Source organism: Pseudoduganella sp. S-14, from assembly GCF_049913285.1.
Taxonomy (GTDB): domain Bacteria; phylum Pseudomonadota; class Gammaproteobacteria; order Burkholderiales; family Burkholderiaceae_D; genus Rugamonas.
The window spans coordinates 553250-571877 of the sequence record NZ_CP183991.1 but is presented as its reverse complement, the minus strand read 5'-3'; the positions used below and the strand labels follow the sequence as shown (position 1 = coordinate 571877).

Annotated in this window: 14 protein-coding genes; 7 read left to right on the top strand and 7 right to left on the bottom strand. The window is 66.2% G+C overall.

The genetic code is table 11. The annotated features are described in order from the left end of the window. The first annotated feature begins 55 nt into the window (after positions 1-55). Genes ACN9MZ_RS02665 through ACN9MZ_RS02635 form a run of 7 tightly spaced genes read left to right on the top strand, consistent with a single transcriptional unit; the run spans position 56 to position 7345 of the window. The gene (locus ACN9MZ_RS02665; protein WP_426167273.1) at positions 56-304 is read left to right on the top strand and encodes an acyl carrier protein; all 249 of its coding nucleotides are present in this window, start codon (positions 56-58) and stop codon (positions 302-304) included. Beyond that, positions 304-1143, top strand: coding sequence for a hydrolase 2, exosortase A system-associated (locus ACN9MZ_RS02660; protein ID WP_426340780.1), 840 nt, complete (start codon positions 304-306; stop codon positions 1141-1143). Before ACN9MZ_RS02665 ends, ACN9MZ_RS02660 begins: the two co-directional genes overlap by 1 nt. Beyond that, entirely contained in the window at positions 1136-2020 is an 885-nt protein-coding gene (locus tag ACN9MZ_RS02655) for a hydrolase 1, exosortase A system-associated (RefSeq protein WP_426167269.1), read from the top strand. Before ACN9MZ_RS02660 ends, ACN9MZ_RS02655 begins: the two co-directional genes overlap by 8 nt. After that, entirely contained in the window at positions 2002-3306 is a 1305-nt protein-coding gene (locus ACN9MZ_RS02650; RefSeq protein ID WP_426340779.1) for a glycosyltransferase, read from the top strand. Before ACN9MZ_RS02655 ends, ACN9MZ_RS02650 begins: the two co-directional genes overlap by 19 nt. After that, entirely contained in the window at positions 3303-4067 is a 765-nt protein-coding gene (locus ACN9MZ_RS02645; RefSeq protein ID WP_426340778.1) for a tetratricopeptide repeat protein, read from the top strand. The genes ACN9MZ_RS02650 and ACN9MZ_RS02645 overlap by 4 nt, the downstream gene beginning before the upstream one ends. Then, entirely contained in the window at positions 4064-6493 is a 2430-nt protein-coding gene (locus ACN9MZ_RS02640) for a hypothetical protein (protein WP_426340777.1), read from the top strand. Before ACN9MZ_RS02645 ends, ACN9MZ_RS02640 begins: the two co-directional genes overlap by 4 nt. Before the next feature lie 9 nt (positions 6494-6502). Next, a complete protein-coding gene (locus tag ACN9MZ_RS02635; protein WP_426340776.1) occupies positions 6503-7345 on the top strand; it encodes an ATP-dependent Clp protease adaptor ClpS in 843 nt (280 codons plus the stop codon). Here the strand turns inward: ACN9MZ_RS02635 and prsR are convergent. From prsR to ACN9MZ_RS02600, 7 genes are all read right to left on the bottom strand, one after another. Continuing rightward, a complete protein-coding gene (prsR, locus tag ACN9MZ_RS02630) occupies positions 7321-8682 on the bottom strand; it encodes a PEP-CTERM-box response regulator transcription factor (RefSeq protein WP_426340775.1) in 1362 nt (453 codons plus the stop codon). The two genes, ACN9MZ_RS02635 and prsR, sit on opposite strands and share 25 nt — an antisense overlap. 17 nt (positions 8683-8699) lie before the next feature. Next, positions 8700-10736, bottom strand: coding sequence for an XrtA/PEP-CTERM system histidine kinase PrsK (gene prsK / locus ACN9MZ_RS02625; RefSeq protein ID WP_426340774.1), 2037 nt, complete (start codon positions 10734-10736; stop codon positions 8700-8702). A 15-nt stretch (positions 10737-10751) separates the two neighbouring features. Beyond that, entirely contained in the window at positions 10752-12155 is a 1404-nt protein-coding gene (locus tag ACN9MZ_RS02620) for a TIGR03013 family XrtA/PEP-CTERM system glycosyltransferase (protein ID WP_426340773.1), read from the bottom strand. Between the two features lie 73 nt (positions 12156-12228). Beyond that, entirely contained in the window at positions 12229-13266 is a 1038-nt protein-coding gene (locus ACN9MZ_RS02615) for an SDR family oxidoreductase (RefSeq protein ID WP_426340772.1), read from the bottom strand. A gap of 34 nt (positions 13267-13300) precedes the next feature. Beyond that, entirely contained in the window at positions 13301-14590 is a 1290-nt protein-coding gene (locus ACN9MZ_RS02610) for a nucleotide sugar dehydrogenase (protein WP_426340771.1), read from the bottom strand. Between the two features lie 306 nt (positions 14591-14896). Beyond that, positions 14897-16801: an asparagine synthase (glutamine-hydrolyzing) gene (asnB, locus tag ACN9MZ_RS02605; protein WP_426340770.1), complete on the bottom strand. Its 1905-nt coding sequence runs from the start codon at positions 16799-16801 to the stop codon at positions 14897-14899. 117 nt (positions 16802-16918) lie between these two features. Further along, positions 16919-18526 carry a methyl-accepting chemotaxis protein gene (locus ACN9MZ_RS02600; RefSeq protein ID WP_426340769.1) on the bottom strand — a complete coding sequence of 536 codons (1608 nt, stop codon included), beginning with the start codon at positions 18524-18526 and terminating at the stop codon, positions 16919-16921. Positions 18527-18628 lie beyond the last annotated feature (102 nt).

Below are 18628 nucleotides of genomic sequence, written 5' to 3'. Positions count from 1 at the left end.
GCCGGCTGCCCGGACCATGTACCATGTCATTTTTATTGCTGCTACGGAGTAACGCATGTATTTGGAAGAAGTAAAGACCATCCTGACCGATGTGCTGGCCCTCGGTCCCGCCGGACGCAGCCTGACCGAACACTCGGCCCTGCTGGGCAGCCTGCCCGAGCTCGATTCGATGGCCGTGGTACAACTGATCGGGGCCCTGGAAGAGCAGTTCGGCTTCAGCATCGACGATGATGAAATCGACGCGGCCACCTTTGCCACCCTGGGCAGCCTGGCCGCCTTCGTACAGCACAAGCTGACGGCGTAATGGCGGCACCGGTACAGCCTTTGTTCCTCGGCCAGGGCGGCGCGGCCCGCTTCGGGCTGTACCACGCCCCGCAAGCGCCCTGCCGCGGCGCCTGGCTGTACCTGCCGCCGCTGGGCGAAGAAATGAACAAGGCGCGCCGCATGGCGGCGCTGCAGGCGGCAGCCCTGGCGCGCCAGGGCTATGCCGTGCTGCAGCTCGACCTGCACGGTTGCGGCGACAGCGCCGGCGATTTCGGCGACGCCAGCTGGGACAGCTGGCTGGCCGATGTCGCTGCCGGCCTGCAATGGCTGGCGGTCACGCTGGGGCCGGCTCTGGCGCAGCCGCCCGGCCTGTGGGGCCTGCGCCTGGGCGCCCTGCTGGCGCTCGACCATGCCAGCCGCGCCGCCGTCGCGCCCTCGGCCCTGCTGCTGTGGCAACCAGTGCTGCAGGGCAGCGCCCACCTGACCCAGTTCCTGCGCCTGAAAGTCGCCGCCCAGATGCTGGGCGAGCAGGCTGGCGAAGGCGGCACGGCCGCCTTGCGCGCCGCCCTGGCGCGCGGCGAGGCGCTGGAAATTGCCGGCTATACGCTGGCGCCGGCGCTGGCGCTGGGCTTTGACGGCCTGGATGCCAGCCGCCTGCCGCCGCCCTGCCCGGTGCACTGGTGCGAAGTGGTAGCGGACGCGGGCCGCCCGCTGCCGCCGGCGGCGGCACGCGTGCTGAAGGCCTGGCAGGAGGCCGGCGTCGTCGCCGCCACCCGCCTGGCGCCCGGCCCGCAGTTCTGGGCCACCCAGGAGATCGCCGAAGCGCCGGCCCTGCTGGCCGCCACCTGTGCGCTGCTGGACGAGGCTTGCCATGCGTGACGACCAGGCCCTCAGCTTTGCCTGCGGCGGCGACACCCTGGTCGGCATCCTCAGCCCGGCGCCGGGCCCGGCCACGCGCGGCGTGCTGGTGATTGTCGGCGGGCCGCAGTACCGCGCCGGCAGCCACCGCCAGTTCACCCTGCTGGCGCGCCAGCTGGCCGCGCGCGGCATCCCGGTCTTGCGCTTCGATTACCGCGGCATGGGCGACAGCGACGGCGCCGCGCGCGGCTTCGAGCAGGTCGATGCCGATGTCGCGGCCGCCATCGACGCCTTCCAGGCTGCCGTGCCCGGCCTGCGCGAAGTGGTGCTGTGGGGCTTGTGCGACGGCGCCGCTGCCGCCCTGTTCTACGGCCATCGCGACGCGCGCGTGCGCGGCCTGGTGCTGCTCAATCCCTGGGCCCGCACGGCCGCCGGCCTGGCGCGCAGCACCCTCAAGCATTATTACTGGCAGCGCCTGCGCGATCCGGCCTTGTGGCGCAAGGTGGCCAGCGGCCGCTTTGCCGCCGGAGCCGCCTTGCGCTCCCTGCTCGGGATGCTGGGCGCGGCACGCCAGCCGGCGCCGGCCGCCGCCCCCGCGCAGGCGGCGCCGGCCATCCCGCGCGACGGCAGCGCGCCGCCGCTCAGTGCCGACTTGCCGGCGCGCCTGCTGGAGGCCATGCAGCGCTTCCGCGGCCGCGTCCTGTTCATTTTCAGTGGCGCCGACCTGACGGCGCAGGAGTTCCTCGACATGACCAAGGCTTCGCGCCGCTGGCAGCAATTGCTGGCGGGCCCCGCCGTGCAGCAGCATACGCTGGCCGGCGCAGACCACACCTTCTCCACCCGCGCCTGGCGCGACCAGGTGGCCGACTGGACTGCGCAATGGGTGCAGGCATGGTAAAGCGCGTGCTGATGGTGGCGTTCCACTTCCCGCCGCTGCGCGGCAGCAGCGGCATCCAGCGCACGCTCAAGTTCGCCCAATACCTGCCGGCCCTGGGCTGGCAGCCGCTGGTGCTGTCGGCGCACCCGCGCGCCTACGTCAACCAGGGCCCGGACCAGCTGGCGGAAATCCCGCCGCAAGTGGTGGTCAAACGCGCCTTCGCCCTCGATTCCGGGCGCCACCTGGCCTGGCGCGGCCGCTACCTGGGCTTTACGGCCTGGCCCGACCGCTTTGTCGGCTGGTGCCTGGGCGCCATTCCGGCCGGGCTGTCGCTGGTGCGGCAATACCGTCCGCAAGTGCTGTGGAGTACCCACCCGATCGCCAGCGCGATCGTGATCGGCCTGGTGCTCCACAAGCTGACCCGCCTGCCGTGGGTGGTCGATTTCCGCGACCCGATGACCGACACCAACTACCCGCGCGACGCACGCGTGCGCGCCATCTGGCGCTGGATCGAACGCAAGGCGGTGCACAACGCGGCGCTGGTGGTCTGCAATACACCGAGCGCGGTGGTGACCTATACCACGCGCTATCCGGAACTGCCGCGCAGCCGCTTCACCATGCTGGAGAACGGCTACGACGAGGAAAACTTCCGCAGCGCCGGCGCCCAGGCTGCCGGCCACGCGCGCCCGGCCGGCCAGCCCTTCACCCTGGTGCACAGCGGCATCATCTACCCCTCGGAACGCGACCCGGTGCCGCTGGTGCGCGCCCTGTCCGAACTGAAGGCGGCCGGCGCCATCGATGCCAGCCAGCTGCACATCGTGCTGCGCGCCACCGCCCACGACGACTACGTCAGCGCCCTGCTGGCCGAGCACGGGATCAGCGACCTGGTCAGCCTGGCGCCGCACGTGCCCTACCAGGCGGCGCTGGCGGAAATGCTGGCGGCCGACGGCTTGCTGGTGCTGCAGGCCAGCAATTGCAACCACCAGATCCCGGCCAAGCTGTATGAATACCTGCGCGCCGGCCGTCCGATCCTGGCCCTGACCGATGCCGTCGGCGATACCGCCGCCACCTTGCGCGCGGCCGGGGTCGATACCATCGCCCCGCTGGACGACAGCGAAGGCATCAAGCGCGGCCTGCTACACTTCCTGCAGCTGGCACGCGCCGGCCAGGCGCCCCTGCCGGCGCCGGCCGCCGTGGCCGCGGCATCGCGCCAGGCGCGCACCGTTGAACTGGCACGCATGCTCGACAGCGTGCTGCCCCAATCGCAGGCCCTGCCGGCCCCGGCCGGCTCCACGGAGGAAGTATGAAAACCCGTTTCCTGGCGCTGGCCGCCATCCTGTACGCCATTGCCGTACCCGGCAGCGCCCGCATGGTCTGCGGCGAAGCCACCAATGGCCAGCACGACTTCCGCACCGTGCCGGATTACTTTATCAAGCTGGTGCATGCGCGCCACTTTACCGACGATATCGAGCAGGGCATCCGCGGCGAATCGAGCGTGCTCGGCGCCGACCTCGAATACACGCTGCTGCACATCCCCAACCATCCGCGGGCGCTGAACACCGCCTTGCGCCTGGCGCCGCGCAACCGCAGCGGCATCATCGAGGGCGCCAAGCTGCCGATCGAATGCTATTTCGAGCGTGCGGTACGCTTCTTCCCCGACGACAGCAACGCCTGGCTGATGTATGCGCGCTTTGCCTATGCCAAGGAGCGCCAGGGCCAGGCGATGGAAATGCTGCAAAAGGCACTCGAGCTGTCGCCGGAAGACCCGGCCATCAACTACAACATCGGCCTGATCTATGCCAAGCAGAAGAAGTTCGAGCAGGCCCTGCCTTATGCCCAGAAGGCTTACGCCCTGCAGTTCCCGCTGCCGGCCCTGAAGCAGACCCTGGTCAAGGCCGGCAAATGGGTGGAACCGCCGCCAGCGCCGGCCGAAGAAAAGGCTGAGGTGCCGCCTGAAGGGGAAAGCAAGCCGGAAGCCAAGGGCGAGGACAAGGCCGGCAACAGCGCCGAGCAGCCCGCCGCCGCCCCGGCCCCGGCGGCCACGCCGCCAGCGCCCGTCAAGCCATGATGCGGCTGCTGGCGCGGCGCGGCGCGGCGTTCGCCGCCCTGCTGCTGCTGATGGCAGCGGCCAGCGTGTATCCGGCACCGCGCCTGCCGCTGGCCATGCTGCTCAGCGGCTACATGGCGCTGCTGCTGTGGCGCCCGCAAGCCTGGCTGCTGGCCGTACCGGCCCTGCTGCCGGTGCTGGACTTTGCGCCGTGGACCGGCTGGTTCTTCCTGGAAGAACTGGACTTGCTGCTGCTGGCCACCTGCGCTGCCGGCTACTGGGCGCTGGGGCGCGAGCCGGCGCCCACCAAGCTGCCCGGCCTGGCGCGCTTCGCGCTCGGCCTGTTTGTGCTGTGCTACCTGGTCGCGGCCTGGCGCGGCGTGATGCCGCTGGCGCCGCTCGACGCCAATTCCTTCGCCAACTACACCAGCCCCTATAACGGCTTGCGGGTGCTGAAAGGCGTGCTGTGGCCGGTGCTGCTGCTGCCGCTGCTGCGCGCGACCGCCGGCGAGCAGGGCAGCAACCTGCAGCGCCTGCTGGTGCCCGGCATGATCGTGGGCCTGGCGGCCTGCGGCCTGGCGGTAGTGTGGGAACGGATGGCCTTCCCCGGCCTGTTCAATTTTTCCAGCGACTACCGCCCCACGGCGCCGTTTTCCGCCATGCATACCGGCGGCGCGGCGCTCGATGCCTACCTGGCGATGGCCTTCCCCTTCGTCACGCTATGGCTGCTCAACCATCCGCCGCCGCGCCGCCTGGCGCTGGGGCTGGCCGCGCTTGGCCTGGGGCTGTTTGCCGGCCTGACCACCTTTTCGCGCGACATTTACTTGGCCTATGCCGCGGCAGGCGCCGTCATCGCGGTGCTGGGCGCCGCCCACCATGTGCGCGGCGGCACGCTGTCCGTGCGCAGCATGGCCGCTTCGCTGCTGTTGCTGGCCATTGCCTATTGGGTGCTGAGCCAGGTGTTTGCCCACGGCGGCTATCGCGGCCTCGGCGCCGCCCTGGGCTTGCTGGCGACTGCCCTGCTGCTGGGCGGCGCCGCGCCGCGCCTGCCCAAGCCGCCGGCCGCAGCCGGCCTCGGCCTGCTGCTGCTATTGCTGGTGGGGCTGATTGGCATGCTGGGCTCGTCCAGCCCGCTGGCCAAGGGCCCGTACCTGGCCTACGGCATCGCCCTGCTGTGCGCTGGCGGCAGCGCGGCCCTGCTGGCGGCCGGACCGCAGCAGCAGCGCCCCTGGGGCGTGCTGCTGCTGGCGGCAGCCCTGCCGGCGCAAGCGCTGGCAGCAGCCCTGGTGGCGCGCCATTACGGCGGCAACGACGCCCTGCCCGGCATCGCACTGGCTGTCGTGCTGGCCCTGGCCATGGGCGCCAGCCGCCTGCTGCCGCGACCGCCATGGCAGCTCAACCGCGGCAGCCTGACCGTGGGCTTCTTCAGCGCCATCGTGTTCGCCGCCCTGATACCGATTTCCAGCAGTTATTACACCGGCAGCCGTTTTGCCACCGTCGGCAGCGACCTCGCCGTGCGCGTGACGCATTGGAGCGATGCGCTGGCCATGATGGACGACAGCGCCACGACCACGGCGTTCGGCCAGGGACTGGGCCGCTTCCCGACTGCCTATATGTGGCACAACACGCAAGGCGAAGTGCCTGGCACCTTCAGCTATGCCGACGAACCTGGCAACCGTTACCTGCTGCTGGGGGCGGCCCAGTATGCGCGCGGCTGGGGTGAAGTGCTGCGCATGCTGCAGCACGTCGATGTCCAGCCAGGCCAGCATTACCGCTTCCGGCTCGCCATCCGGCGCAAGAGCGCCGATGCGCTGCCGGTGGCCATGGTATGCCAGCGCTGGCTGATCTACCCGCAGGATTGCAGCGTGGTGAAATTCCAGGCCATGCCGCTGGCCGACGGCTGGCAAACGGTGGAGGGCGAACTGCCGGTGCGCGGGGCACGCAGCAGCTGGGGCGCGCCGCTGGTGCTCGAGCTGTACAACCACTCGCACAAGGCGCCGCTGGAAGTGGACAATGTGAGCCTGGTCGAAGCCGGCAGCGGTCGCGAGCTGATACGCAATGGCGACTTCAGCGACGGCAACAATTTCTGGTTCTTCAGCAGCGACCGCAACCACATGCCATGGCACGTGAAGAATTTCGCGGTCAACCAGCTGTTCGAACTGGGCTGGGTCGGCGCGCTGGCCACAGCCTTCCTGCTGCTGGCGCTGGGCGGACGCATGGTGGCGCGCGGCCTGGCCGGCGAAAGCTATGCCGCCGTCTCGCTGGCAGCCCTGACCGGCTGCATGATGGTGGGCCTGTTCGATTCCATCACCGACGTGCCGCGCCTGACCATCGTGTTCCTGCTGATCGCCCTGGCGGGCAGCCTGAAGCCGGCGCGCAAGCGTATCAAAGTCAGGCGCCAACGGGATCGCGCCGACCTCGATGCCGATGCCGCCAGCCTTGCCTGATATCCGGCCATGACCGGTACATTGCGCATCGCCCCCGCAGTTGAGGATCTTTTAAAGGACTTGTTTCGCACGGCGCGGGCCAAACGGTTGCCCATCATCACGCTCGAGCGCTTGTTGGCGGCGCTCCTGGGCCAGGCTAGCGTCGCCGCGTTCTGGCATGCCGGCCTGGGGCAGGCGAAACGCGCCGCGCTGCGCGCCGAACTGGATGGCATCCTGGCGCGCGAACCAGCGCTGCTGGCCGCACGGCAGCGGAACCGGCGTGGCAGCCTGAAGAAGATGCTGCAATCACTGGCGCGGAGCTGCCTGCCACGCGCTGTCGCGCCGCTCGGCCGCTGGCTGGACGAGCGCCCGCACGTCGCCAGCGATGTCGAGCACGTGCTGATGCGCGCCATCCTGCGCGTCGCGCCGCCAAAGACTGTCGAAGCCAGCGACCTGCTGCTCTCGATCCTCGATAATACGGCTGGCTTGGCCAGCGAAATCCTGATACGGCATGGCGTGACGCGCTACGCGCTAGTGTGCCATTTGGCCAATGTCTCGCACCCGATGCCGGCGGCGGCAACTGCCGGGCCGCCTCACGCGACAGCCACGGCCCGGCTGTTCCTGCGCAACGACGATTTCGCGCCCATGGCATTTGTCGTCGACGTCTTGCAGACCGTGTTCTCCAAGTCGTCGGCGGAGGCGGGCGCGTTGATGCAGGAAGTCCATCACAAGGGGCGCGTCGCCTGCGGCGTCTTTCCATTGCCGGTGGCGAACGAAAGACTGCGCCAGGTCGAAGACCTGGCCGCCCGACAGCAGCATCCGCTGCGCGCCTACCTGGAACTTTCCGATCAGGACGACGCCTTGATGGCGTGACGCTCCAGCAGGTCGTACAGGGTCGGGCGCGACACGCCCAGCAGTTCGGACGCCTTGACGATATTGCCTTCGACGCGCGCCAGCGCGCGCACGATGGCGCGGTATTCGGCCTCGTCGCGCACCTGGCGCAGGTTGAACGGCTCTTCCTCCACCGGCGCGCCCGACAGGCCGAGGTCGTCGGCCGTGATGGCCGGGCCGTCGGCCATGATGATGGCGCGCTTGATGCAGTTTTCCATTTCCCGCACATTGCCCGGCCAATCGTGGTGGGCGATCTGGGCCAGGGCGTCGGGGCTGAAATGCAGGTTGCCACGGCCCTCCTGGGCGCAGAAACGGTTCTTGAAGTGCTGCGCCAGCAACACCGAGTCGCCGTCGCGCTCGCGCAGCGGCGGGATGGTCAGCACGATCTCCGACAGGCGGTAATACAGGTCTTCGCGGAAGCGGCCGGCTTTCACCAGCTCCTTCAGGTTCTGGTGCGTGGCGCAGACAATGCGCACGTCGACCGGGATTTCCTCGTGGCCGCCGACGCGCTCGATCACGCGCTCCTGCAGGAAGCGCAGCAGCTTGGCTTGCAGCGGCATCGGCAGGTCGCCCACCTCGTCGAGGAAGAAGGTGCCGCCGTTGGCGGCTTCCACCTTGCCCTTGGTTTGCTTGACGGCGCCGGTAAACGCGCCCTTCTCGTAGCCGAACAGCTCCGATTCCAGCAGGGTTTCCGGAATCGCCGCGCAGTTGATGGCCATGAAGCGTTCCTTGGCGCGCGGGCTGCCCTGGTGCAGGGCACGGGCGAACACTTCCTTGCCGGTGCCCGATTCGCCCAGCACCATGGTGGTGGCCGAACTGGGCGCGACTTTTTCCACCTGGCGGCACACCTTCAGCATGCCGGGGTCGCGCGAAATGATGCCGGCCAGCGGAGTGTCGGCGCCGCCTTGCTGCATGCGGCGGTTTTCCTGCTGCAGGCCATGCAGGAAGAAAGCGCGCCTGATCACCAGCGCCAGCAGTTCCGGCTCGCACGGCTTCTGGTGGAAATCGTAGGCGCCCATGGCAATCGCCTGCACCGCGTGCGCGCGGTCCTGGTTGCCGGTCAGGACGATGACCTTGGTGTCGGGCGCCAGTGCCAGGATCTGCTGCAGCGTGGCCAGGCCTTCGGTGGCGCCATCCGGGTCAGGCGGCAGGCCGAGGTCCATGGTGCAGACGGCCGGTTCATGGCGACGCAACTGGGCCAGCGCCGCTTCGCGGTCGCCCGCCACCACCACATCGTAGTCGTCGAAACTCCACTTGAGCTGCTTTTGCAGGCCGGGGTCGTCTTCGATAATCAACAGCTTGGGTTTGCTCTGGCTCACAACTGGTCCTCGCGCCTTCAGGCGGCTTGTTCAATGGTTTGCTGGCGGTACAGCGGCAGGCTGACCGTGAATGTGGTGCCTTGTTCCGGCGTGCTGCGCACCTGCAGCGTTCCACCCAGCTGGTGGATGTATTCCCGGCTTTCGAAGGCGCCGATGCCCATGCCGGCCGACTTGGTCGAGTCGAACGGCTTGAACAGGCGCTCGCGGATGAATTCCTCGCTCATGCCGGTGCCGGTGTCAGCCACTTCCACCAGCACGCTGTCGCCGTCGCGCGCCAGACGCACGCAGACCTTGCCGTCGCGCGGCGTGGCCTCGATGGCGTTCTGGATCAGGTGGCCCAGCACCCTTTCCAGCCGCTCGCCCTCGGCCAGCACTTTCAGGCCGGCCTCGACCAGCTGCAGCGACGGCGTGGGCTCGAAGGCCGCCTTCAGCGCCACGGCCTGCGCCAGCAACGTCCCCAGGTCCTGCGGCACGGCGCGCTCGGGGGAAGCGGTACGGCTGAGCTTTTGCAGCATCAGTTTCATTTTTTGCACCGACAGGGTCACGGTCTCCATCATATCGCGTTGGAACTCGGGATTGTCTGCATGTTTTTCCGCATTGGCGGTCAGCAGCGACAGCTGCGCCACCAGGTTCTTCAGGTCGTGCACCACGAAGGTGGACAGGCGGTTGAACGAGTCGAACTGGCGCGCCAGCATCAGAGCGTTGTCGGCCTCCTGCTGGGCCAGGTAGGAGGCGGCCTGGGTGCCGGCAATCTTCAGCAAGTCCAGCACTTCCCAGTTGAGCTTGACTTCGCTGCGCGAGGCCATCAACACGACGAAGCCGGCCAGCCGGCCCTGCAGCAGCAGCGGCACCACCAGCCAGGCCTTGGGGAAGGCCAGCAGCCAGGCCGGCAACGGCACTTCCGGATCGTGCAAGTCGTGGGCGGCCACTTCCACCAGCCATTGCTTGCTTTCCATTAATTGGCAGAACGCGGAATCGGCCGGCTCGCTCGCCTGCTGGGCCTGCACATGCCAGGAGGCCAGCGGTTCGAAGCGCTGTTCGCGGCGTATCCACAGGGCGCCGCCCTGGCTTTCCACCAGCTCGGCCAGGGCGGAAATGGTGCGCTCCCCCAGGTTGGGCCCGGTAGCCGACAGGGTGCGCGTGAACCCCAGCCACTCTTCGCGGTAATCGTAGTTGTAGCGGTAGAAATGCTTGCTGATGAACACTTTCAGCCAGGCGCGGAAGGAGCCCGAGAACAGCACGCCGGCCAGCAGGAAAGTGGCGCCAAACAGGAAGGCCAGCTGCATCAGGCCGCCCCAGGAACCGCCCACGAAACGCAGGTAGTAGGCCGCCATGCTCATGGCCAGCAGGTAGACTGCCGAGCCCAGCAGTGCCGCCGAATGGAAGGCCACGCGGCGCGAGACGGCCAGCTGCGCCGGCCAGGACGCGCGCCGCAGCAGGGAAATCGCCAGCAGCGGCACGATCAGCGCATTGACCAGGCCGCGCGCCGCCCACAATTCGGGATCAAGTTCGCGCAGCAGCAGCATATCGCTGTACAGGTAGAAATCGTAGGCAAACAGCGCCCCCAGCCCGAGGCAGATGAACTTCATGGCCCAGCGCACTTGCACGCTGCGGTCGCGGTAGAGCTGTTCCACCAGCAGCATGCCCAGCACCGCCATGCCGAGGCGGCCGATGGCCAGCGCGTGGAAGGCCAGCCCTGGCGGCAACTGCTGCGCCAGCAGGCTGGCCAGCAACATGGCGCCATACACGGCGACGCTGGCCTGGAAGGTGCGCGCGCTGCGCTGCCACAGGCCCAGCATGGCCAGCAGCACGACCGTCCAGGCCGCGTTGCGCAGCCATTCGGCGCCATGCAGAACCCACGGCGCCCAGGGCACCACGGTGGCGCTGGCCATCACCGCGCCCCACAGCACCGTCAGCAGCGACGCCGTAGCCAGCACGCGCTGGTGCGGGCGCTGGTCCGGGCGCTGGCGCCAGCCGGTCAGGACCAGCACGCTAAATAACAGAAACGCCAGCGCGGCGCTGGCGTAACTGAAGGCCGTGATACTGGTCGGCATCAGGCCTCCATGTCCTTAGCGGCCTCCCCTGAACATGACCACCTTGATGGTATCGATCAGGACCAGCACATCGAGCAGCAGGCTGTTGTTCTTGACGTAGTACAGGTCGTACTGCAGTTTCTGCAGCGCGTCTTCGACCGTATCGCCATAGCCATAGCGCACCTGGGCCCAGCCGGTGATGCCGGGCTTGATGCTGTGGCGCACATTGTAGTAAGGCACGCGCTCCGTCAGTTGCTCGACGAAGTAGGGACGCTCGGGACGCGGGCCGACGAAGGACATCTCGCCCTTCAGCACATTGAGAATCTGCGGCAGCTCGTCAATGCGCAGCTTGCGGATGATGTTGCCCACGCGCGTGATGCGCGGGTCGTTCCTGGCGGCCCATTGCGGCGTGCCGTTCTTTTCCGCGTTCTTGAACATGCTGCGGAATTTCAGGACGCGGAACACGCGGCCATCCATGCCCACCCGTTCCTGCGAATAGAAGATCGGCGCGCCGTCCTCGATCACGATGGCAATCGCGGTCAGGAGCATGACCGGCAGGGACACCACCAGCAGCGACACGCTGGCCAGCACATCCACCGCGCGCTTCATGAACGTGCGCATGAAGCTCTGGTCGAAGCCGCCGCCGAACACCAGCCAGGAAGGCTGTACCGATTCCACGCGGATCTGGTAGGTTTCGCGCTCGAAGAAGGTGGCGGCGTCGGTGACCTGGATGCCGTACAGCTTGCATTCGAGCAATTCCTTGATCGGGAAGGCGCCGCCGCGGCGGTTCTGCACCGAGACCACGATTTCCGACACGCGCTGGGCGTTTGCCAGCGCTACCAGGGAACCGCCCTCCGGCAGGCGCAGCAGCTGGTTCTGCGGCACGCAGATTTCTTCCGACGGCACTGCCACGTAGCCGGCCACGTCGTAGCGGCGGTAGTTGGTCTCGCGCGTGGCCAGCTCGCCGCATTCCTTGGCCATGGCGCCGCTGCCGAGGAAGATGATGCGGGTGGCCAGGAAGTGCGTGCGCGAGGTCTTCATGAACATGGCGCGCGCCAGCAGGATGCCGGCACCGGAAATGATAAACACCAGCACCAGGATGCCGCGCCCGAAATACAGGTCGGGCGCCAGGTAGAACACCAGGGTCAGGATGCAAAAGCCCATGGCAAACGAAGGCATCAATTGCAGGAAGAAGGGATTGCGCAGGCCTTCCTGGAAATTGATCTGGTACATGCCCAGCGCAGACATGCTGAACACGATGGCGGCTGCAAAAATGCAGGCCGACATGAAGAAGTGGTCGAGCTTCGGTATGGCGAACTGGTCACCGTCGAAAAAACGCAGACCAGCGCCAGCGTAGAACGAGCCAATCAGGATCAACACCTCCAGGAAAAGCAGGCTGAAGACAACCTTGGAAATGTAGTGATTGGAAATTCTTAGCATTTTTATTCCCTCCCGCTTTACTGCTCATGCTGGCCGTGAAAGCGCGCGGAGCCTTGCGGCCATGTCTCGTTGACTATTCTTGAGGAGCCAGGTGGCGGATATACCAGTCCATGGCTTCCTTCAATCCCTCGCCGATACGATGCGAGGGATTGAAACCCAACAGCTCGCGCGCCTTGCTGATATCGGCCTGCGAATGGCGCACGTCGCCGGCCCGGAATCCCTGGTATTGCGCCTGGTGCTGGAGCAGGTGCGGGAAACGCTCCTGCAGCAGCTCGCGCATCATCAGGTACAGCTGGTTGAGACTGGTGCGCTCATTGAGCGCCACGTTGTACACCTGGTTGGCGGCGCCCGGCTGGTCGGCCATGGCTGCCAGCAGGTTGGCTTGCACCACGTTGTCGATGAAGCAGAAATCGCGGCTGGTTTCGCCGTCGCCGTTGATGAACAGGGGACGGTTGCGGATCAGGGCCGAGACCCACTGCGGTATCACTGCCGCATAAGCGCCTTCCGGGTCCTGGCGCGGGCCGAACACATTGAAATAGCGCAGGCCGATCGTTTCCATGCCATAGGTGCGGGCGAACACGTCGGCATACAGCTCGTTGGCGTATTTGGTGACGGCATAGGGCGATAGCGGCCGGCCGATGGTGTCCTCCACTTTCGGCAGCGCGGGATGGTCGCCGTAAGTGGAGCTCGATGCCGCGTAGACGAAGCGCTTCACTTGTGCGTCGCGCGCCGCCACCAGCATGTTCAGGAAGCCGGTCACGTTGGTGCCGTGGGTCAGCAGCGGATCGTCGATCGAGCGGCTAACCGAACCCAGTGCGGCCTCGTGCAGCACGTAGTCTTTCCCGGCACAGGCTTGCTGGCAGGTCGCCAAGTCGCGGATATCGCCTTCGATGAAGGTAAAGCAAGCCCAGGCCGCGGAGCCGACCGCTTCGCGCACCTGCTCCAGGTTGTGCTGGTGACCGGTGGCGAAGTTGTCCAGGCCCGTGACCTGCTGGCCGAGCTTGAGCAGCGCCTCCACCAGATTGGAGCCGATGAATCCGGCGGCACCCGTGACCAGCCAATGGTATCGCTGGCCACGCAGGTGCAGCCGCACTTCGTCAAACTTGCCCACAACAGCCCTCCCAGGCTTCCCTGATATTTTTTTCTTACAGGCGCCAGACGCTGTAACCAGCTTCTTCCAGGCCTGCCATATTGAATGCCGATTTCACGTCGATGAAGACGCCACCCGGGTTCAGCTTGGCCGACAGGTCAGCCAGCGACAGCGCCAGCAATTCCTTGTGCGACACCGCCGCCACCACCGCATCGGCTTGCGGCAGGCTGTCCCAGCTTTCCAGGCGAATACCATATTCGTGCACCGATTCCTCGGAATCGGCCACCGGGTCGTGCACATGCACGTCCAGGCCATACGACTTCAGCTCAAACACCACGTCCGCCACCTTCGAATTGCGCAAGTCCGGGCAGTTTTCCTTGAAGGTCAGGCCCAGCACGTTCACTTTCGCGCCCTTGATGTGGCAGCCTGCCGCGATCATCTGCTTGACGGTCTTCTCGGCCACGAACTTGGCCATGCCGTCGTTGATGCGGCGCCCCGCCAGAATCACCTGCGGGTGGTAGCCGATCATGTCGGCCTTGTGGGTCAGATAGTAGGGATCGACGCCGATGCAGTGGCCGCCAACCAGGCCGGGCCGGAAAGGCAGGAAATTCCACTTGGTGCCTGCCGCCTGCAGCACTTCCAGCGTATCGATGCCGATCTTGTCGAAGATGATTGCCAGTTCGTTCATCAGCGCGATATTCAGGTCGCGCTGGGTATTTTCGATCACCTTGGCCGCTTCCGCAACTTTCACGCTGGAAGCCCGGTAGACCCCAGCAGTCACTATCGACTCATATAGTTTAGCAACCTGTTCCAGAGTTGCTGGATTATCTCCGGAGACCACCTTCAAAATCGTGGTCAGGCGGTGCTGCTTGTCGCCCGGGTTGATACGTTCCGGGGAGTAGCCGACGTTGAAGTCTTGCGGCCATTTCAGGCCGGAATGCTGTTCCAGCACGGGGATGCACACTTCCTCGGTGGCGCCCGGGTAGACCGTCGATTCGTACACGACAATGGCGCCCTTCTTCATGTACTTGCCGACCGTGGTCGACGCGCCGACCAGCGGGCTGAAATCGGGCGAATGGGCATTGTCGACCGGGGTCGGCACGGCCACCACGATGTAATCGGCTTCGGCCAACGCGGCCGGATCGTAGGTCACGTGCAAATGGCTTGCTTCGCGCAACTCAGCTTCCGACACCTCGCCGGTCGGATCGCAGAATTTGCGGTAATTCTCAATCTTGGACTGCGACAGGTCAAAACCGATAGTCTTGCGTTTCTTGCCAAACTCAACAGCCAGCGGCAAACCGACATAGCCGAGGCCAACTACAGCAACAACCTTTGTGTCATCCATGTTTAGTTCCCGATCGAATTACTTATTACACTTATGCTAACCATATAACAGGCGCCAGCCAACTACAATGCCGGGTTCACAAGGAATGCCCGATTTGCGGGGGAAAGACGGCCCCTTGCGGCCGCTTTCGCTCTGCGCGCATTTAACATTTCTTTGTGGAACAGTTGGATCGGCGCCACGCTCAGATTGACTTATGTGTCAACTTTATTGCAATTGTGGCATCCATTGTCAATTTTACACCACGGCGAGGCTCCTGTCACAGCCTTTATGCGAGTTGCTACAACACAAAGGCTTTTCCGCGACACCTCAGGCCGCGATCGGCGCCTGCAGACTGGCCTGGGGCGGCTCCATCCGGCACCACAGCTCGAACTCGACGATATCGAACAGCGGGATCGCCGGCTCGGCCTCGTCGGCCTTCATGCGGTCGAGTTTCTGCAACAAGGCAGGCACATTGTAGATGCCGCGTTCGCGTGCCGCTCGGCTGCCGAGCAGGTCGCGCGCCATTTCATACATGGCGCCGCACAGCCAGCGGCGCGACGGCACCGGGAAGCCCATCTTGTCGACGCGCGTGCGCACCAGCTCAGGAATCCGGCCGCGCAACGCCTCGCGCTGCACGTACTTGTTCCAGTGGCCGCGCATATGCCAGTCGTCCGGCAGCTGGAACAGCAATTCCACCAGGCGGTAGTCCAGGAACGGCACCCGTCCTTCGATCGAATGGGCGCTGGCGTTGCGGTCTTCCACCCGCAGGAACAGCGGCAAGGGCGCCACCGAGACCGCGTTGCTGAGCGTGGCCGGCAGGCGCTGGTCGCGGCTGGCCAGCTGCGGCAGCGCCTGGCGGCACAGCTCCGGCTGCAGCCAGGGACTGGCGCCGGCGGCAGCAGCGGCCCGCCGCCGCGCCAGTGCGCGATAAGGCGGCAGCGCAGACAGCGCGTTACGCAAGCCCAGGTCGAGCTGGGAGCGGAAATGCTGGCCGGTGTCGCCACCGTGGTGGCGCACAAAGGCGGCCATCTCGTTCCAGGCCCGCAGCGGCCGCCCGGCGCGCATCAGGCTGTGCCAGTAATGGCGGAAAAATGCCGGGTAGCCGGCCGCCGTCTCGTCGGCGCCCTGCCCGTTCAGCACCACCTTGACGCCGCGCGCGGCGGTCTGCTTCATGAGCTGGAAGCTGACTGCTGCCGCCATCGAATGCACCGGTTCATCCTGGTGCCAGAGCAGTTGCGGCAGGTCGTCCCAGATCTGGCGCGCGTTCGCATGCAGCGGTTCCAACAGGGCCCCGGACTGGGCCAGCGAGGCCTCGATATAACGGCGCTCATCAAAGTCCTTGTCCATGAAACTGAAGGTGCGCAGCGGATCGCTGGCGCCGTTGGCGGCTCGGATGCGCGCCGCCGCGCACAGGATGGCGCTGGAATCGAGGCCGCCGGACAGGTGCACCGCAACAGGCACGTCGCTGCGCATATGCAGGCGCATGGCATCTTCGAACAGTTCCGCGTATTCGCCGGCCGGGTCGGCCACGTGGCGCGGCGCGATCTGCGCCACGCTCCAGTAGCGCCACTCGCGGTAGCTGCCGTCCAGCTCCAGTTCGAAGGCACAGCCGGCCCCGACCGGGAAGATCTTCTGGTAGAACGATGCCTGGCCCGAGTCCAGCGCCTGAGCGCCATGCACCAGGAAATCGGCTGCCACCTGCCAGTTGGTGTCCGCGCGGACGCGGCCCGAGTCGCGAATGGCCTTGATTTCAGAGGCGAACATCACTTGCGAGCTGTCCTGGTAGCGGTACAGGGGCTTGATGCCAAAGCGGTCGCGGGCGCCGAACACCTGGTTGCGGCGCCGGTCGTGGATCAGGAAAGCCCACATGCCATTCAGGCGCGACAGGCATTGCTGGCCCCACTGCTGGTAGGCGTGCAGCAGGACTTCGGTATCGCTGCGGGAACGGAAGTGGTGGCCCAGGGCCTCCAGCTCGCGGCGCAATTCCAGATAGTTGTAGATTGCGCCGTTGAAGACGATGGTCAGGCCGTCGTCCGGCAAACTCATTGGCTGGTGCCCGGCCGGCGACAGGTCGAGGATAGCCAGGCGACGGAAGCCGAAGCCCAGCGGGCCGGCCAGATAGTGGCCTTCGCCGTCCGGCCCGCGATGGCGGATCAGGTCAGTCATCCGCTTGAGCAGGCCCCGCTCGGCAGGCCGGCCGTCGGTGTTGAGCACTGCTACTAATCCACACATTCTTTACTCCTTTACAGGGCTGGGCCCGGCCTCGGAGCACGCAACTAAAATTAACAGCAGTCATCATATATTAATCAAAGGGAAATTCAACTTATTTATTAGCAACATTTTGCGGCGCTATTGCAAGGCCGGCACCTTACGCGGCGGGGCTGCGCTGCGCGCCGCGATTTCCTTGAGCTTGAACACGGCAATGGCCTGTGCCACCCATTCGGCCTGGCGCGCCAAGCTGCCGGCAGCGGCAGCCGCCTGCTCCACCAGCGCGGCATTCTGCTGCGTGATGTCGTCGATATGCACCACGGCCTGGTTGACTTGGCCGATGCCGCGGCTCTGCTCCTGCGTGGCATGGTGGATTTCATCCATGACGCGGGTAACGCGGCCGACCGACTCGATCACTTCGCTCATGGTGGCGCCGGCGTTGCTGGTCAGCTTGGCGCCGGCATCGACTTTCGCGATCGAGCTGTCGATCAGCTGCTTGACCTCCTTGGCGGCCGTGGCCGAGCGCTGAGCCAGGTTGCGCACTTCGGAGGCGACCACGGCAAAGCCCTTGCCATGCTCGCCGGCACGGGCAGCTTCCACGGCGGCATTCAGGGCCAGGATATTGGTCTGGAAGGCGATGCCGTCGATCATGCCGATAATGTCGAGGATCTTGCGCGAAGACTGGCTGATGTCGTCCATCGTCTGCACCACCTGCGAAACAATGGAGCCGCCGGCGGCGGCCACGCTGGAAGCCTGGCCGGCCAGTTCATTGGCGCTGTGCACGCTGGCCGCGCTCTGCTGCACATTGCTGGTCAGCTGCTCCATGCTGGCCGCCGTCTGCTGCAAGCTCGAAGCCTGCGATTCGGTACGGCCGGACAGGTCGAGGTTGCCGCTGGCGATTTCGCTGGTGGCTGTCTGGATCTCATCGAAGTTGCTGCGCACATCGCCGATGATGCTGTGCAGGTTGACATTGGTCTGGCGCAGCGCTGCCAGCAACTGCCCCATTTCATTGTCGGCGCCGATCTCGAGGACGCCGGTCAGGTCGCCGCCGGCCATCTTGCGCGCAAAGCACGTCGCCTCGCGCAGCGGCTGCACGATGGCGCGCTGCAGCGCATACCAGAAGGCCAGCGTGAAGGCGCTGAAGGCGGCATTGGCGAGCGTCATCCACAGCGGGGCGCCTTGCAGCGCGCCGGAAATGGCGAGCAGGGCCAGGAAGCCGCTCAGCACGCCCATGCCAATGCCGATCAGACTGGCCAATGAGAGGTCGCGCAACTGGCTGGCCCAGTGGCGCCAGCCCGGCCGGCGCAGGCGGCCGCGTTCGAGGCGCAGGCGGCGCGGGTTGCCTTCGCGCAGCTCGCAGTAGAGATGATCGGCCTGCGCCACCTGTTCGCGGCTGGGCTTGGTGCGCACCGACATATAGCCGACCGGGCGGCCGGCTTCGATCACCGGCGTCACGTTGGCATACACCCAGTAGAAGTCGCCGTTCTTGCAGCGGTTCTTGACCATACCGCTCCACGGCATGCCGGCCTTGATGGTGGCCCACAGGTCGGCAAACGCCTCGACCGGCATGTCCGGGTGGCGCAGGATATTCTGCGGCGCGCCGATCAGCTCCTCTTCAGTAAAGCCGCTGACTTCGATGAAGTAGGGATTGGCGTAGGTGATCTTGCCCTTCAGGTCGGTGGTCGAGACGATGGTCTTGCCATCGTCCAGGATGAACTCCTGACTGGTGACAGGGGTGTTGAGGCGCATGGCGATGCTCCTTAGTCGGCTATCTACAGGGAGAATGGGCACGAACCGGGAGCGGGGGTCCGCATGGCCTGGACGGGACGCAAGCGGGCATCCCTGGCCATA

Excerpts from the sequence above, each read along its gene's own strand:
- ACN9MZ_RS02620 (WP_426340773.1), bottom strand. The coding sequence starts at position 12,155 with ATGCTAAGAATTTCCAATCACTACATTTCCAAGGTTGTCTTCAGCCTG.
- ACN9MZ_RS02645 (WP_426340778.1), top strand. The coding sequence starts at position 3,303 with ATGAAAACCCGTTTCCTGGCGCTGGCCGCCATCCTGTACGCCATTGCC.
- ACN9MZ_RS02665 (WP_426167273.1), top strand. The coding sequence starts at position 56 with ATGTATTTGGAAGAAGTAAAGACCATCCTGACCGATGTGCTGGCCCTC.
- ACN9MZ_RS02600 (WP_426340769.1), bottom strand. The coding sequence starts at position 18,526 with ATGCGCCTCAACACCCCTGTCACCAGTCAGGAGTTCATCCTGGACGAT.
- ACN9MZ_RS02635 (WP_426340776.1), top strand. The coding sequence starts at position 6,503 with ATGACCGGTACATTGCGCATCGCCCCCGCAGTTGAGGATCTTTTAAAG.
- ACN9MZ_RS02640 (WP_426340777.1), top strand. The coding sequence starts at position 4,064 with ATGATGCGGCTGCTGGCGCGGCGCGGCGCGGCGTTCGCCGCCCTGCTG.
- ACN9MZ_RS02610 (WP_426340771.1), bottom strand. The coding sequence starts at position 14,590 with ATGGATGACACAAAGGTTGTTGCTGTAGTTGGCCTCGGCTATGTCGGT.
- prsK (WP_426340774.1), bottom strand. The coding sequence starts at position 10,736 with ATGCCGACCAGTATCACGGCCTTCAGTTACGCCAGCGCCGCGCTGGCG.
- ACN9MZ_RS02650 (WP_426340779.1), top strand. The coding sequence starts at position 2,002 with ATGGGTGCAGGCATGGTAAAGCGCGTGCTGATGGTGGCGTTCCACTTC.
- ACN9MZ_RS02655 (WP_426167269.1), top strand. The coding sequence starts at position 1,136 with ATGCGTGACGACCAGGCCCTCAGCTTTGCCTGCGGCGGCGACACCCTG.
- asnB (WP_426340770.1), bottom strand. The coding sequence starts at position 16,801 with ATGTGTGGATTAGTAGCAGTGCTCAACACCGACGGCCGGCCTGCCGAG.
- ACN9MZ_RS02660 (WP_426340780.1), top strand. The coding sequence starts at position 304 with ATGGCGGCACCGGTACAGCCTTTGTTCCTCGGCCAGGGCGGCGCGGCC.